This window comes from Acidiphilium iwatense (assembly GCF_021556475.1).
Taxonomy (GTDB): domain Bacteria; phylum Pseudomonadota; class Alphaproteobacteria; order Acetobacterales; family Acetobacteraceae; genus Acidiphilium; species Acidiphilium iwatense.
Genome location: NZ_JAKGBZ010000001.1, coordinates 14,368 through 29,598, shown reverse-complemented (window position 1 = coordinate 29,598; position 15,231 = coordinate 14,368). Strand labels below are relative to the sequence as shown.

Sequence of the window (15,231 nt, the reverse complement as noted above, 5' to 3'; positions counted from 1 at the left end):
CTCGTTGAACGCTAGTGTCCCGATTCGAAAACTCGTCGTAGCTGAAGCGAGTGTTTTACGAATTTCCGAATCGAAAGGACGCTAGCAAACATATGATTTCAGTGTGGTTTCAGTTTTGAAGTTCCTAAAATTGCTACCGCAAATACGTAGGAACTCCAGAACCACCACACTGCCAATATATAGGATACCTCTTATGGCGAGGATGAGGCGCGGAGGCGTCTAAATTGTAACAGATGGACACGGGCCGCCTTCATCTCGCCGCGATCCGGGCGATATTGGGTCGTAGTGTGATCGTTGTATCCTCGATACTGTCATACGGAGACTAACCATGCGCCCCAACATCCGCTTCGTTCTCGCTTTCACCACGGCGATCGGCCTGATCCTGCCGGCCCTGCAAGCGGCGCATGCCCAGACCGCGTCCGCCCCGCCGGGCCGGGTCGGCCAGATCGCGCAGCTTAACGGTTCGGTGTCGTTCGACGGGTCCGCGACCGGCGGCTGGACCCAGGCGGCGCTGAATTATCCGGTCACCGGCGGCGACGCGCTCTATACCCAGCCGAACGCTCAGGCCGCCATCGCGATCGACTGGAGCCGGATCACCCTCAACGGCGCGACCGAACTGCAGGTGACAAGCATCGGCCCGCGCACTGTGGAAGCGGCGCTGCCGCAGGGCGAGGCGTTCCTCGACCTGCGCTACCTCGCCCCCGGCGCGAGTTACGTGATCACCACGCCGCGCGGCACGGTGAACATCACCCGGAACGGGCGCTACGACATTCTGGCGGGCGATCAGAACACCCCCACCATGGTCACCGTGATCAACGGCGCCGCCCAGTTGCAGGGCCAGGACGTATCGCTGAATATCGGCCCAGGGGAAACCGCGACGCTGCAAGGCGCCAATCCGGTTACGGCGGCTCTTGGCGGCGCGGAGCGCGACCCGTTCACCATGCGGATGATGGCGGTGCGCTATGCGGCGCCGCCCTCCTATGTCCCGCCGGTGGTCGATCAGATGACCGGCGCCTACCAGCTTTCCCAATACGGCAACTGGTCGCAGACGCCGCAATATGGCGCCATCTGGTATCCGCGCGTGGCCGCCGGCTGGGTGCCGTATCGCGATGGTCACTGGGCCTATGTGGCGCCGTGGGGCTGGACCTGGGTGGATAACGATCCATGGGGTTTCGCACCGTTCCATTACGGGCGCTGGGTGCAATATGGCGGCCGCTGGGGCTGGGCGCCCGCGCCAATCGCCTATGCGGCACCCGCCTATTACCAGCCGGTCTACGCCCCGGCGCTGGTGAGCTTCTTCGATGTCGGCTCCGGCGTGTCGCTGAGCGTCGGCATCACGACGGGCGCATTCGCCGCCGGCTCGATCGGCTGGGTGCCGCTGGCGCCGGACGAACCCTATCTGCCGTGGTATCACTGCCCACCGCGCTACATCAGACAGGTCAACTACTACAATGTCCGCAACGTCAACCGGATCGTCAACATCAACAACACGACGATCATCAACCGTACCGTCATCAATAATTACGGCCCGACGCGACTGATCAACCGGGGTGGAGCGACGGTGATGCCGGTGGTGGCGATGCGCCGGGGCGACCCGGTGGCGCGATTCGCCCGCCCGGTGCCACATACGGTTCTGGCGGCGGCGCGGCCGGTGCCACCGGCCGGATTCCATCCCGGACCGGGGCCTCTGCACGGCGCGCTGCCCGGACCGAACCATGGACCGAACGGTCAACCGAGCCCTCATGCCGGGCCGCATCCGATGCCCGCTTTCGGACGGCTGCCGACGGCGCCTACCCCGCTCGCCCATCGCGCGCCGGCGCCGGCGCCGCGCCCGGCTCCCTTCGCCGCCGAACGTGGCCTGCCGGTCGCGCATCCGGGGCCGGTCCGCGGGCCGGCAATGCGGCCGCAAATCCGTGTCGCGCCCTTCCATCCGGCGCCGGGACACCTGACTCCGGCGGCGATCGGTCGGCCGATGACTCCCGCGCCGGTCCAGCGGCCAGGCATGCCGCAAGTGCCGCGCCCGCCTGCCCTGCAAAACCATGGGCAAATTCATCCGCAACCGTTCCACCCGCCGGCTCAGCAGACCCACCCGCAGCCGCATCCGCAGCAATTCCATCCGCCGGCCCAGCAGGCTCATCCGCAGCCGAGGCCGCAGCAATTCCATCCGCCGGTTCAGCAATTCCACCCGCCCGTGCAGCAATTCCACCCACCGGCCCAGCAATTCCACCCACCGGCCCAGCAATTCCACCCACCGGCCCAGCAATTCCACCCGCAGCCGCAACAATTCCACCCGCCGGTGCAGCAATTCCATCCACCGGCACCGCGTCCCACACCGCACCCGCAGCAGCCGAACCGGAAGGATCAGCATCCCTGACCGTCCCTATCGCGCGCGGGGTGCCGCGTGATACGATAGGCTGATGAGCGACCCCGCCGCATCGCCCGAACTCGACCGCGCGGCACGCCGCCGCCGCTGGCGGCGCACGGTCGAGGATGCCCTACTCCTGCCGCTCGCGCTGGTGCTGGAGTTTCTCGACCGGATCATCTGGCGCGGCACCAAGGCGTTGCTCGAACTGATCTCCCGGCTGCCGGCGGTGGCGCGGCTGCGGCGTTTCCTTCAGGGCCTGCCGCCGCTGATCGTCGTGTTCCTGTTCCTGATCCCCGAGGTGATCGACCATCTGAGCGGGTTCTGGGCCACGCTTCTCTTCGTCAAGGGCAATTGGCTGGGCGCGACGGCGGTGGCGATCTTCGTCAAGGGCTTCGCGATTCTGCTCGCCATCTGGATCTATCAATCCTGCGAAGCGAGCCTGATGTCGGTGCGGTGGTTTGCCACAGCACACGACAAGGCGCTCGCCGGCCGCGATTGGGTGCTGGCGCGCACCGCGCCGGTCCGCAACCGGCTGCGCGCGATCGTCCGGGGCGGCGCAAGCGGCCGGCTCGCGCGCCGGCTCGCCGCATGGCGGCTGCGCCTCGCCCGCATGGCCGGGTTTGCCTCGAAATGAGCACGCTCCCATGAGCCGCGCGGCGCGCGCCCATCTGACCGCCTCCGATCCGGTGCTCGGCACCCTGATCCGCGAGGTCGGGCCGTGCGGGCTGAAGCCGAACCGGGCGCGCGAACCTTATGAGGCGCTGATTTCGGCGGTGGCGCATCAGCAATTGCACGCCCGCGCCGCCGGGGCGATGCTGGTGCGGCTGGCGGCACTCGCCGCGACCCCGATCCCCGACCCCGCCACGCTGCTGTCGCTATCGGAGACAGCGCTGCGCGGCTGCGGCTTTTCGGGTGCGAAAATCGCCGCCCTGCGCGATATCGCGGCTCGCAGCCTCGACGGCACGGTGCCGAGCCGCCGCGCCGCCGCCCGGATGACCGACGCGGTGCTGATCGAGCGGCTCTGCATGGTGCGCGGCATCGGCCGCTGGACGGTGGAAATGCTGCTGATCTTCACTCTCGGCCGGCCCGATGTATTCCCGGTGGACGATTTCGGCGTGCGCGAAGGCTACCGGCTGCTGCATGGGCTGGCGGAACAGCCCAAGCCGCGCAATTTCGCGGTGATCGGCGAAGCCTATGCACCCTATCGCAGCAGCGCCGCCTGGTATCTCTGGCGCGCGGCGGAACGCGGCAAGACGATGAAGCAGGCGGCACCGTGAGGCTGGCCGCCTCCTGCACACACAAGCAGCCAACTTGGGAGACGATCCGCCATGCCGGACGGTGATTGGATGTTTTCGCTGCGGGACGCCGAGGCGAGACTGCCGGACGATCCCAACGTATCCAGGGTTTTCTACGGTCTCCGCCACGGCACGATGCGAATCGGGCTCTATGCGCCGCGCGGCCGGGATATCCAGAAGCCGCATACCCAGGACGAACTCTATATCGTGGCGAGCGGCACCGGCGATTTCGTGAAAGGCGGCGAACGCCGTCGCTTCGCGCCGCAGGATGCCATTTTCGTGGAAGCCGGCATCGAACACCGGTTCGAGAATTTTTCCGAGGATTTCGCCGCCTGGGTGATCTTCTGGGGTGCCGCGGGCGGCGAAGCCGGCCCGCCGGCATGAGCGACGACCCGCGCCTCGCGACGATGGAGGATTGCCCCGCCGTCGAGGCGATCGTCAAAGCCGCCTATTCCCATTATGTGCCGCGCATCGGCCGCGAACCCGGACCGATGCGCGATAACTACGCAACCCTCATCCAGGATGGACGAGTCCATGTCGTCGAACGCGACGGTGCGGTCGCGGGTCTTCTCGTGCTCATCCCCGAGCAGGAGACGCTGCTTCTGGACAATGTCGCCGTCGCCCCAGCGGCGCAGGAAACCGGTCTCGGCCGCAAGCTGCTGGAATTCGCCGAGCGAACCGCCCGCGATGCGGGGTATCGCTCGATCCGGCTCTATACCAACGAGGCAATGACGGAAAACATCGCGCTCTACTCCCGGATCGGCTATGTCGAGACGCACCGGGGTGAGGAGACGGGGTTGCGGCGGGTCTACATGACCAAAATTCTCGGCTGATTTCAGCCCGCGCCTTGCCTTGATCGCGCCGAGCGGCTAAGCGACCGGCCGACGCGGCCGGTCGGCATCGGGCGCGAACCAGGAGCTATGCGATGAAACCCGACACCCACCCCGACTATCACGAGATCACCGTGGTCATGACCGACGGCACCGAATTCAAGACCCGGTCCTGCTACGGCAAACCGGGCGACACGCTGCGCCTCGACATCGACCCGAAATCCCACCCGGCCTGGACCGGGCAGCATCGCATCGTCGATTCCGGCGGTCAGGTCGCGAAATTCAACAAGCGCTTCGCCAGCATCGGCGCGCGCACGAAGTAAGGTTTTCCGGCCGGATCAGGAATTCGGCCGCAAGAACCGGGGTGTTTCACGCGAAAGCATCGGGCAGATGACGGCGGCAATCATGCCGACGGAGTTTGTCCATGTCCTTTCGCATCACCGGCCTGCCCGCCTCCCCGTTCAGCCATCTGTTCGGCTTGCCCGACGCCGAACTCGCCGGGTTCGACGCCGCGCGCTATACCGTCGATGAAACGCCGGGTTTTCCCGATCGCATCGAACTGCGCGACGGGGTGCCCGGCGAGACCGTGATCCTGGTCAATTACGAACACCTTCCCGCCAGAACCCCCTATCGCTCGCGCCATGCCGTGTTCGTGCTGGAGGGCGCGACCCAATCCTACGACCGGGTTGACGAGGTGCCCAACGCGTTGCGGGGACGGGTTTTATCGCTGCGCGGATTCGACGATCGGGACATGATCGTCGATGCCGATCTGGTCGATGGCGCCGATGTCGAACGCCTGATCGAGCGGCTCTTCGCCGATGCGCGCATCCGCTACATCCATGCGCATTACGCGAAACGCGGCTGCTATGCCTGCCGGATCGGCCGCGAATAGGCTCATAGTCGCGAGGGGTTGAAATCCCTCCATCGAACACCGAAATTTATGAGCGAAGGATGCCATTGGGTCCTTCGCCTATCTACGGGCTGGTCAATCGACAGCCCGGATCGAAACCTTGCTTGACCGAGGAGGTTACCATGACTCTCGACTTTTCACCCCTGTTCCGCACCGCGATCGGCTTCGACCGGCTTCAGCAATTGCTCGATGCCGTTCCCGATGCGAGTGCATCGGCCTATCCCCCTTACAACATCGAGAAGCTCAGCGGCGAGGAATACCGCCTGACCATGGCGGTCGCCGGATTCCGCGCCGAGGACATCGAAATGACGGTGAAGGAAAACACGCTCGTCATCAGCGGCAAGATCGCCGGCGAGACCGCCAAGGGCGAGACGCTGTATCGCGGCATCGCCGCCCGCGCCTTCGAGCGCCGCTTCGCGCTGGCCGACCATATGGTGGTCGATGGTGCGACACTGGAGAACGGCCTGCTGCACGTGGCGCTGAAGCGCGTGATCCCCGAGGCGCTGAAGCCGCGCCGGATCGCGATTTCAGCCGCGGCCCCAGCCGCGGTCCCGACGATCGAGCAGGACACCGCCAAGGCGGCCTGATCGCGAGGGCCTGAATCGAACCCCGCGCCGCAAGGCGCGGGGTTTTTTCATGGGCGGCGCGCTCCCACAATCCGCACGGTCGCGGTCATGCCGGCGGAGAGAAAAATCCCGGCCGGAACGTGGTCGATCGCGATATGCACCGGGATGCGCTGCGACAGGCGCACCCAGGAATAGACCGGGTTGACGACAGGCAGCCCGCCCGCCGAGGCTTGCGCGTCCGCCACCGAAATCCCCCGGCCGATCCCCTGGACATGGCCGGTCAGAATGCGGCCCGGATAGGCCATCAGCTTGATGCGCGCCGCCGCTCCCGGCTTGATCCGGGCAAGCTCGGTTTCCTCGAAATAGGCGGTGATCCAGCTATCCCGCGCATCGACCACGGTGAGCGCGCTCTGCCCGGCATGGGCGTAATCCCCGGCGTGCAGTGTGAGATTGGTGATCGTGCCGGTGACCGGCGCGCGCACCACGGTGCGCTTGAGATCGAGCAGCGCCTGCGCGACCCGCGCTTTCGCGCCGGCAACCGCGGCGGCGGCGGCGAGCGCGGCGGCCTGGGTGTTTTCCTGCGATTCCGCCGAAACCGCGATCGACGGCAGATTGGCCCGCCGCCGCGCATTGGCGAATTTCATCCGCGCCGTCGCCTGATCGGCGGCAAGTGCCGCCTTGGCTTCGGCGAGGCTGTTTTCGAAATCGCTCGGGTCGATGCGCATCAGCACGTCGCCCTTGCGGACGAACTGATTGGCGCGAACATCGACCTGATCGATCCGCCCGGAAATCTCCGGGGCGATCGCGACGGCGAAGGCGCGCACCCGCGCATCCCGCGTCCACGGCGTGGTGTCGTAGCGGGTCCAGGCCAGAACGCCGATCCACACCGCGCCGATCGCCACGAGGATCGTCGCCAGGACCGAGAACACCGGCATATAGGGGCGCGGCGCCGGCGGTTTGGCCTGTTGCGGCACGGCGTCGCGCTGCGGCGAATCGAACATAGCCATCTCCAAAGACTCAGATCAGCGGCATCGCGAGGATCAATCCCCCGGCGATGCAGCCGAATACGGCAAACATGAACAGCGGCCAGTTCCAGACCATCCGGTCGAACCCCAGCCGGGTCAGCACGCGGCGCAGCACATCGGCGATCGCCACCGCGAGCAGAAGCATCGGCACCGCCGGCTCGATCCCGATACCGAAGATCGAAAACTCCGCGAGATGGGGAAGGAAGGTCATGCCGGCCTCCGCCGCAGCAGTTCGCGGATCGGCACCAGGCCGAGGAACGCGGCGATCGAGAACAGCACGCCGAGGATCATCGCAAGATCGGTGTTCAGTGCGGCGCCGAGATCGAAATCGATCCGGTTGGCCGGGTCGGCGGCAAGCATGAAGGCCAGGTTATAGCCGGTCGCCGGCCCTTGGGTGCGCGGATCGGTCACGCCGAGGCCGCCAAGAATCAGGAACGGCAGCAGGATCAGCGCCTCGGTGAAAAAATCGGCGCCCTGGGCGAACAGGATGAAGCGGGCGAACAGCCCGAGCGCGGTGCCCAGCAGAAAGCCGCGCAACAGCCCGAGCGTCGCGGTCAGCTTGCTGGGATGCGCGGCGAACAGGGTCGTGGCCGCGCCGGACATCAGCACGAAATCCGGCCCGTTCTGCCATTGCGAGACATACCAGAACAGACTCGCGAGCCCGATCGCCAGCGCCGCGCGGACAGCGTTGCGCATCGCCTGTCCCGGCACCGGCGAGGCCGCATGCGCCAGCCCCTGAGCCCGATGGCCGGCGAACAGCGCCGCGGCAAGCCCGGCGCAGACCACCCCGAGCGTGACCTCGGCGGTCCGGCTCACCGCGATGGTAAAAGCATTGCCGGGATCGGCCACGCTCGCATAGGCGACGATGCCGGTGGTCAGCCAGGTCAGCGCCAGCGCATAGGTCTGATATTGCCGGACCCTGGTGCCGATATAAACGCACAGCGCCGCCCACAGCGCCATCGCGGCGCTGAATATCAGCGGGGTTTGCGCGAAGGCGGCGATGAAGATGATGCCCATGGCCGCGCCCACCAGCGTGCCGATCATCCGGTAGAGCGATTTGGAAAACGCGTGGTCCGGCGAGGGCAGGCTGACGGTCAGCACCGTCCAGGCCGCCCAGTGCGGCGTGTCGAGATTGAGCGCCATGGCGAGATACAGCGCGAGCAGCGCCGCCGCCGCCGTGCACGACGCAAAAATGAGGTCGCGCGGCAGGTCGCGGCAAAGCGCGGCAGCGGACGGGCGCAACCGGGCGAAACTGATAGCGGCCATGACGACAGAAATATATTCACAATCGGACTTAACCGATATCGTGAAATTCGGATTTATCTCATGCGTCGCGGAGAATGAATGTTTCCGGTCACGACTGACACGGTGGTCGCCCCATGGACCAGTTGACGCTGCTCAATACGTTCGTGCGGGTTGCCGAGCGCGGCTCGTTCTCCGCCGTCGCGCGGGAGATGAACACCTCGCAGCCCGTCGTCTCGCGGCAGATCGCCGGCCTGGAGGATCAGCTCGGCGTGCGGCTGATCCAGCGCACCACGCGGCGCCTGTCCCTGACCGAGGACGGGCAGGTGTTTCTCGATCACGCCCGCGCGGTGGTCGAGGCGATGGAAGCGGCGCAAGCCAGTGTCGGGTCGGCACAGAAAACCCCGATGGGCCAGGTCCGGCTCGGCGTGCCGACCTCGGTGGGGATGTATCTCGCGGCCCGGCTGCCGGAGTTTTTCGCCCGCTTCCCGGACATGTCGATCGACCTGAAAATGCGCGACGGACCGTTCGACCTGGTCGAGGAAGGGCTCGACCTCGCGATCTCGGTCGCCGAGGCGACGCAAGCCAGCGTGATCACGCGGGTGATCGGCAGCGCCGCCTCGGTACTGGTGGCGTCGGCCGCCTATCTCGCGGCTCATGGCACGCCGGAATCGCCACAGGATCTGCTGAAGCATGAATGCATCGTCTATACCCGGCCGGGGATCGACCGGAACTGGCGTTTCGCGACCAACGGCACCGAGGAGACGGTGACGGTGCAGGGGCGCTTCCACGCCGATTCCAGCGAAGCGGTGCGCCGGGCGGCGCGCGCGGGCCTCGGCATCGCGATGCTGCCGCGCCTGACCACGATCGACGATGTCAATGCCGGACGGCTGGTCACCCTGCTGGACGCGTTCTGCCCGATGAAGGTGAAGGTCTACGCGATCCTGCCGACCCGCCGCTACGTGCCGACGCGCACCCGCACGATTCTGGATTTCCTGATCACCGAATTCGCGCAGACCCCGTTCCTGCAATCCACCGCCGCGATCGCGGGCGTGCCGCAGGCGCCGATTTTCGATTAGCCCCTTGCCAGCTCCCGCGAGCGTTCGGTGGCGGCGGCGATCGCTTTCGACATTGCCTCCGGCCAGGCGGATCGCTCCATCAGCACGGCGAGCGCGCGTTCGGTGGTGCCGTTCGGGCTGGTGACGGCGCGGCGCAACGCCTCGGCGGGCTCGGGGCTCGCGGCGAGCAGCGCGCCAGAGCCGATCACCGTCCGGCGGGCGAGATCGCGCGCAAGCTCGGGCGGAATGCCTTGTTCGACCGCCGCCGCTTCCAGCAATTCGGCCAGAAGAAACACATAGGCGGGTCCTCCGCCGGAAACCGCGGTCACCGGATCGAGCAGAGCTTCATCCTCGACAAACGCGACCGCGCCCACCGCGGCGAGCAGCGTTTCGGCGAGATCGCGCTGATCCGGGGCGACGTTCGGCCCGGCGCAGGCCACGGTGATGCCCATGCGCACGGCGGCGGGCGTGTTCGGCATCGCGCGGATCACCGCCGCCCCGGCGCCGAACTGGGATGCGAGCCAGGCGATGGTTTTTCCCGCCATGATCGAGACGATCGCGGCACCGCCGGCAAGGTGCCTGAGCGGCGCCACCGCCTCGGAAGCGACCTGGGGTTTCACCGCGAGAATGATTGCTCCGGGCGCGAAATCCGCCGGAATTGCATCCACCGAAGCCACTACCACGACATGCCCGTCGGCGAGCGATGCAGCCTGCGCGCCGGGATCGACCACGACGACGCGGGAAATCCCCCGCTCGCGCCAGCCGGCGAGCATCGCCGATCCCATCTTGCCGCCGCCCAGAAGCAGCAGCGGCGGCAACGCCTCGGTCATGCCTCGCCGACACACTCCAGCATGGCGGCGGCCAGTGCCTCGTCTGGGCTCTTGCCGCCCCACAGCACGAACTGGAACGCCGGAAAAAAGCGCTCGCATTCGGTGACCGCGATATCCACCATGTCCTCGACGCTTTCCGCCGAGGCGCCGGACGCGCCGCGCAGCAGGACGGAATGGCGGAACACCGGCATTCCGTCGTCCTGGTCCATGCCGAAATGGCCGATCCATAATTTCTCGTTGGCGCGGGCGAGCAGCTCGTAGAGCGCGGTACGCCGCCGCTCCGGCGCCTTCAGGTCGAAAGCGCAGGAGAAATGCATGACCGAGATTTCATGCGACCATGAAAAATAAAGCCCGTAATCGCACCAGCGGCCGGGTGCTTCGGCGGCGATTTCACTGTCGCTGCGGCGGTCGAACGCCCAGTCATTGGCCGCGATCACCTGTTCGACGATATCGAGCGGATTGCCGGCATGTCCGGGAGATTCCAAGGTCAGGGAGGTCATCGAGGGTCTCCTCCTGCGTGCAAGAGCCTGGAGCGCACGGCGCGATGGCCGACTCCGACTCGGAGTCTACCGGAGTTTGGTGCCGCGCCGCAATCAAAGCTTTTCCAACAGGATATCACCAAATGGTAAACCCGCCTCGAAAGGCGGGTTGCCGTGGTGCAGCCGGGCTTCAGTTTCAGGTGGAGGCCGCTTCGCGCTTGGCCGCCGCCCGCGTGATCCGGCGCTTGAGCAGAAGCGCCTCGTCGGTCAGCTTGCGGTTCGGCGTCGCCAGCAGGAACGCGTCCAGCCCGCCTTTGTGCTCGATGGTGGAAAGGCCGCGCGGCGTCACCCGCAGCCGCACCGAATGGCCCAGAGCCTCGGACTGCAGCGAGCTGTCCTGCAGATTGGGCAGGAACCTGCGGCGCGACTTGTTGTTCGCGCGGCTCACATTGTTGCCGGAGAGCACGCTCTTGCCGGTGATGTCGCAGCGACGGGTCATGGCGGAAACCTCGATCCAGAAAGTCCCGGCCAAGGCCGGTTTGGTGTCGGACAATAAAAAATCAACCGTGACACGCCCCCGTGCCACGGTGTTCGTGCGCTATATCGCCAAATCGTGCGCTCGGGTCAAGCAAGGCGCCCCATTTCACCGGAGAAATCTGCCCGGCAACGTACCAAGTACCCGACGAAGACCAGCAAAGGGAGTTATGATGGCTCAGCCTATCCCAGAAAAGAAACCGCGCCATTTTCCCGTCGCGGCGGATGCCACCCGCGCGGAACACCGACCGCACACCCTGAAATCGGACGACAGTTTCGCGATATTCGGCCCGAACGGCGACATGGAGGCCGGAGCGGAGGGGCTGTATCATCGCGACACCCGCCACCTCTCGCGGCTCGCGGTCGCGCTCTCCGGCGCGCGACCCCGCCTGCTGAGTGCCGCGATCAGCGCGGACAACGCGGCCCTGGTCTGCGATCTCGCCTGTCCGGCGCCCAAGCCGAACACCGACATGGGCGACGATACGAACGAGATTGCGCTGCGCTGGGAAAGCTTCCTGTGGCGCGCGGCGCGGCACGACACTCTGACCGTCACCAACTGGTCGCAACTGGCGCAGCACGTGCCGGTATCCATCGGTTTTGGATCGGATTTCGCCGATCTGTTCGAGATTCGCGGCACCAGGCGCGCACGGCACGGCACGATCCAGCCGCCTTCCTGCACGGGTCACGGCGCCACGCTCGCCTGTCTCGGGCTCGACGGCGTGCGGCGCTGGACCAGGCTGCATTTCGACCCGAAGCCCGACCGGCTGGATGGCGAGCGCGCCGAATTCGTCCTCGACCTCGCGCCGGGTGAAACACAGAGGATCACCCTGGCGATCCAGGCCGGGATCGACGAGGATACGCCGACCATCGAGGGCTTCGCCCCCGCGCGGGAAGCAGCCCGCACGCAGCGGCAGAGGCTGCGCGACGATGCCGCCACCCTCGCGACCGGCAATCCGCTGGCCGATGCGATCCTGCGCCGGGCACGCGACGATCTGCTCATGCTGACCACCGAAACCGAGTACGGGCCGTTTCCCTATGCCGGTGTACCCTGGTTCAGCACCGCGTTCGGCCGCGACGCGATCATCACCGCGATGGAGGTTCTGTGGCTCGCGCCCGCGCTGGCGCGCGGCGTTCTGGCCTACCTCGCCGCCAATCAGGCCACCGAAACCGACCCAGCCGCCGATGCCGAGCCGGGCAAGATCCTGCACGAAGCCCGCGACGGTGAGATGGCAAGGCTCGGCGAAGTGCCGTTCCGGCGTTATTACGGCTCGGTCGATGCTACGCCGCTCTTCGTGATGCTGGCCGGCGCCTATGCCGATCGCACCGGCGATATCGCGTTCATCCGTATGCTCTGGCCGCATATCGAGGCGGCGCTGAACTGGATCGACCGATATGGCGACGCCGATGGCGACGGGTTCGTCGAATATGGCCGCAAATCGGCCCATGGCCTCGCCAACCAGGGCTGGAAGGACAGCCGGGACTCGATTTTCCATGCCGACGGCGCGCTCGCGCGCGGGCCGATCGCGCTGTGCGAGGTGCAGGCCTATGTGTTCGCCGCGAAATCGGCGGCGAGCCGCATCGCCGCATCGCTCGGCATGAAGGATCGCGCCGCTTCGCTTGCCGGCGAGGCGGCATCCCTCCGCGCGGCCTTCGATTCGGCGTTCTGGGACGAGGAATTCGGTTTCTATGTGCTCGCCCTGGATGGCGAGAAGCGGCCCTGCCGGGTGCTGGCCTCCAATGCCGGACACGCGCTGTTCGCCGGCATCGCCCTGCCCGAACGCGCCGCATCGGTCGCGGACCGGCTGATGGGCGAGGATTTCTTCTCGGGCTGGGGCATTCGCACCCTCGCGCGCGGCCAGGCGCGGTTCAACCCGATGTCCTACCATAACGGCTCGGTCTGGCCGCACGACAATGCGCTGATCGGCCTCGGCCTCGCCCGCTACGGACGCCGCGACGCCGCCGCCCGTCTGTTCGATTCCCTGTTCGCAACCGCAAGCTGGGCGGAACGCTACCGGCTGCCCGAATTGTTCTGCGGGTTTCCCCGCGCGCGGGACCGGGCGCCGACCGCCTATCCGGTCGCCTGCGCGCCGCAGGCCTGGGCGGCGGGCGCTTTGTTCGCGTTGCTGGACGCCTGTACCGGGATCAGCGTCGACCCGGCGGCAGACACGGGCAGCGCGATCCTGCCGGCGCTTCCGGCCAGTATTCCCCATTTGCGGATCGAGGGATTGACCATCGGCAATGCCGCGCGCGGCTTCGCGTTCCAGCGCAACACGGACGGTCAGGTCGTGGTGGACTCCTGATCCGTCACCGTTTCGGGCATCAGGAACCACACCGCCACCGTCGCCAGAAGCCCAGCGCCGGCCAGCGCGAAAAACGCCGCGCGCACCCCGACCCCATTGGCGATCGCCCCGGCGGCGCCACTGCTGACCGTCGCCCCCAGCCCGACCGCAAGCCCGATCGCGCCCATGGTCAGGTTGAAATGGCCGCGTTCCCGCGCGATGTCGGCCGCGATCAGCGGCAGCAGCACCCCGATCACCGCGGCGCTGATGCCGTCCAGCCCCTGGATCAGCACCACCGGCACCGGCGATCCGGTCAGGCCGAACAACAACCCGCGCAACGGTTCCGCGGCGAAGCCGAGCAGCAGAAGCCGCCGCCGTCCGTGGCGCTGCGCGGCACGCCCGACCCAGGGCGAGATCGCCGCAACCACCATTTGCGGCCAGACGATGCAGGCGGCGATCACCAGATTGGCGACACTACCCGCCTTGCCGGCGATTTCGCTGCCGACGAACGGCAGCATCGCCGCATCCGCCATCTGGAACAGCACGATGCAGGCCATGAAGGCGAGCAATCGCCGGTCCAGGAACAGCGCCCGCAATTCGGCCCAGGTGCCGCCATGCGGGCGCCGGCGCTCGGCCGCATCGCGCACCACCCGGCGGGATTCGATCCGCGACAAGGCCAGCAGCGACGGCACCCCGAGCGCCGCCGTGAGCCAGAACACCGAACCCGGCGCGAAATAATAGCCGAAACCGCCCATCACCGCCGCCGCCACGCCGTTGCCGATCGAGGCGAAGCGCGCGTTGCGGCCCAGCCGCTCGCCAAGGGCGGCGACGCTGACCAGCGAAATACTCACCGCCGCGATCGCAGGGTTCAACATGCAGCTTGCGAAACCGTGGAGGATTTCGGCGAGGCCGATGCCGAAATGCGACGGCATCAGCACGAACAACAGCGCGCTGCCGGTGATCGCGCCGATCGCCAGCGCCGCCGCCAGCCGCTTGCTCGGCATCCAGTCGACCAGTGCGCCGGCCGGCAACTGGCTCGCCATCGCGACGATGGTGCCGAGCGAGAGCACGCCGCCGATCGCGAGATCGGTCCAGTGCTGGGTGGTCAGATAGATCGCGATGAACGGGCCGAAGCCGGTCTGCACGTCGGCGACGAAGAAATTCAGCCAATCCAGGCCGCGCAGGCTGCGCGGCGAGACCGGATCACCGTTCACTGGGCCGCTTTGGCGCGGGGCTGGATGGCGACGGGCACCGACGGCGCGCTCGGCTTGTATTCCGGCAGGGATTTCAGTTTGGCGGCGTCGAGGTCGATGGTGATCGCGATGCGCTGCTTGACCACACTGAAATGCAGCGCGGTCCAGGCGACCGCGATCTTGCGGTTGCCGACGCCGAGGAACCCGGCAAACTCGATCACCGCGGCGTTCGGATCACCCCGCTGATCGATCAGCACATCGACAATAGTGCCGATCGCTTTTCCCTTGGTGTCGAGCACGGGCTGGCCAAGCAACCCCTCGGCATGGACTTTCCGCAAATGCTCCAGCTTCGGCGGCTGCGGCTTGGGCTTGGGCGGTCGAACCGGCGGCGGCGGCAGCCGCGCCGCGCCGCTCGCGCCATAGGGCGTCTGCGGGTGCGCCACCGGGACGGCGAGCAGCACGGCGAGACAGGCCGCCCGCGCATCATTCCGCATCGATCATCTTCCTTGTCATGCCGCCGGCCTCCACACTTTATCCTGTACGAAATGGCGGGCGCCGCATGGGTTTCCAACCCGGCCAACCGGCTTGCGCCCGGCCGGATATCCAACTATATGAAATTGGATAT

At 66.9% G+C, this 15,231-nt stretch carries 18 protein-coding genes; 10 read left to right on the top strand and 8 right to left on the bottom strand.

Features of this window, described 5'->3' with window-relative positions:
* Window positions 1-328 precede the first annotated feature (328 nt).
* From L2A60_RS00180 to L2A60_RS00145, 8 genes are all read left to right on the top strand, one after another.
* Window positions 329-2,374 carry a DUF6600 domain-containing protein gene (locus tag L2A60_RS00180; RefSeq protein WP_235702345.1) on the top strand — a complete coding sequence of 682 codons (2,046 nt, stop codon included), beginning with the start codon at window positions 329-331 and terminating at the stop codon, window positions 2,372-2,374.
* 43 nt (window positions 2,375-2,417) lie between these two features.
* Window positions 2,418-2,999, top strand: coding sequence for a hypothetical protein (locus tag L2A60_RS00175; RefSeq protein WP_235702344.1), 582 nt, complete (start codon window positions 2,418-2,420; stop codon window positions 2,997-2,999).
* 10 nt (window positions 3,000-3,009) lie between these two features.
* Window positions 3,010-3,642: a DNA-3-methyladenine glycosylase family protein gene (locus tag L2A60_RS00170; protein WP_235702343.1), complete on the top strand. Its 633-nt coding sequence runs from the start codon at window positions 3,010-3,012 to the stop codon at window positions 3,640-3,642.
* Between the two features lie 51 nt (window positions 3,643-3,693).
* Entirely contained in the window at window positions 3,694-4,044 is a 351-nt protein-coding gene (locus L2A60_RS00165; RefSeq protein WP_235702342.1) for a cupin domain-containing protein, read from the top strand.
* The gene (locus L2A60_RS00160; protein WP_235702341.1) at window positions 4,041-4,493 is read left to right on the top strand and encodes a GNAT family N-acetyltransferase; all 453 of its coding nucleotides are present in this window, start codon (window positions 4,041-4,043) and stop codon (window positions 4,491-4,493) included. The genes L2A60_RS00165 and L2A60_RS00160 overlap by 4 nt, the downstream gene beginning before the upstream one ends.
* 92 nt (window positions 4,494-4,585) lie before the next feature.
* On the top strand, window positions 4,586-4,813 hold the full coding sequence (gene rpmE, locus L2A60_RS00155) for a 50S ribosomal protein L31 (protein WP_235702340.1): 228 nt from the start codon (window positions 4,586-4,588) through the stop codon (window positions 4,811-4,813).
* A gap of 101 nt (window positions 4,814-4,914) precedes the next feature.
* Window positions 4,915-5,382, top strand: coding sequence for a DUF1203 domain-containing protein (locus tag L2A60_RS00150; RefSeq protein WP_235702339.1), 468 nt, complete (start codon window positions 4,915-4,917; stop codon window positions 5,380-5,382).
* Between the two features lie 140 nt (window positions 5,383-5,522).
* A complete protein-coding gene (locus L2A60_RS00145; RefSeq protein WP_235702338.1) occupies window positions 5,523-5,987 on the top strand; it encodes an Hsp20 family protein in 465 nt (154 codons plus the stop codon).
* A 47-nt stretch (window positions 5,988-6,034) separates the two neighbouring features.
* Here the strand turns inward: L2A60_RS00145 and L2A60_RS00140 are convergent, their stop codons facing one another.
* The 3 genes from L2A60_RS00140 to L2A60_RS00130 are packed head-to-tail and all read right to left on the bottom strand — an operon-like array spanning window position 6,035 to window position 8,257.
* Entirely contained in the window at window positions 6,035-6,967 is a 933-nt protein-coding gene (locus L2A60_RS00140; protein WP_235702337.1) for an efflux RND transporter periplasmic adaptor subunit, read from the bottom strand.
* 16 nt (window positions 6,968-6,983) lie between these two features.
* Window positions 6,984-7,202 carry a DUF1656 domain-containing protein gene (locus tag L2A60_RS00135; protein WP_235702336.1) on the bottom strand — a complete coding sequence of 73 codons (219 nt, stop codon included), beginning with the start codon at window positions 7,200-7,202 and terminating at the stop codon, window positions 6,984-6,986.
* Entirely contained in the window at window positions 7,199-8,257 is a 1,059-nt protein-coding gene (locus L2A60_RS00130) for an FUSC family protein (RefSeq protein ID WP_235702335.1), read from the bottom strand. Before L2A60_RS00130 ends, L2A60_RS00135 begins: the two co-directional genes overlap by 4 nt.
* A gap of 113 nt (window positions 8,258-8,370) precedes the next feature.
* On the opposite strand from L2A60_RS00130, the gene L2A60_RS00125 reads away from it, so the two are divergent.
* Window positions 8,371-9,312, top strand: coding sequence for a LysR family transcriptional regulator (locus tag L2A60_RS00125; RefSeq protein WP_235702334.1), 942 nt, complete (start codon window positions 8,371-8,373; stop codon window positions 9,310-9,312).
* On the opposite strand, the gene proC is transcribed toward L2A60_RS00125, so the two are convergent.
* The 3 genes from proC to rpmB form a co-directional block, all read right to left on the bottom strand.
* Window positions 9,309-10,121, bottom strand: a complete 813-nt coding sequence (proC, locus tag L2A60_RS00120) for a pyrroline-5-carboxylate reductase (RefSeq protein ID WP_235702333.1) — start codon at window positions 10,119-10,121, stop codon at window positions 9,309-9,311. The two genes, L2A60_RS00125 and proC, sit on opposite strands and share 4 nt — an antisense overlap.
* The gene (locus L2A60_RS00115) at window positions 10,118-10,621 is read right to left on the bottom strand and encodes a type III secretion system chaperone family protein (protein WP_235702332.1); all 504 of its coding nucleotides are present in this window, start codon (window positions 10,619-10,621) and stop codon (window positions 10,118-10,120) included. The genes proC and L2A60_RS00115 overlap by 4 nt, the downstream gene beginning before the upstream one ends.
* A 175-nt stretch (window positions 10,622-10,796) precedes the next feature.
* Window positions 10,797-11,099 carry a 50S ribosomal protein L28 gene (gene rpmB / locus L2A60_RS00110; RefSeq protein ID WP_235702582.1) on the bottom strand — a complete coding sequence of 101 codons (303 nt, stop codon included), beginning with the start codon at window positions 11,097-11,099 and terminating at the stop codon, window positions 10,797-10,799.
* A 208-nt stretch (window positions 11,100-11,307) separates the two neighbouring features.
* On the opposite strand from rpmB, the gene L2A60_RS00105 reads away from it, so the two are divergent.
* On the top strand, window positions 11,308-13,434 hold the full coding sequence (locus L2A60_RS00105) for an amylo-alpha-1,6-glucosidase (protein ID WP_235702331.1): 2,127 nt from the start codon (window positions 11,308-11,310) through the stop codon (window positions 13,432-13,434).
* On the opposite strand, the gene L2A60_RS00100 is transcribed toward L2A60_RS00105, so the two are convergent.
* Window positions 13,413-14,627: an MFS transporter gene (locus tag L2A60_RS00100; protein ID WP_235702330.1), complete on the bottom strand. Its 1,215-nt coding sequence runs from the start codon at window positions 14,625-14,627 to the stop codon at window positions 13,413-13,415. The two genes, L2A60_RS00105 and L2A60_RS00100, sit on opposite strands and share 22 nt — an antisense overlap.
* Entirely contained in the window at window positions 14,624-15,100 is a 477-nt protein-coding gene (locus L2A60_RS00095; protein ID WP_235702329.1) for a PRC-barrel domain-containing protein, read from the bottom strand. Before L2A60_RS00095 ends, L2A60_RS00100 begins: the two co-directional genes overlap by 4 nt.
* Window positions 15,101-15,231: the final 131 nt, after the last annotated feature.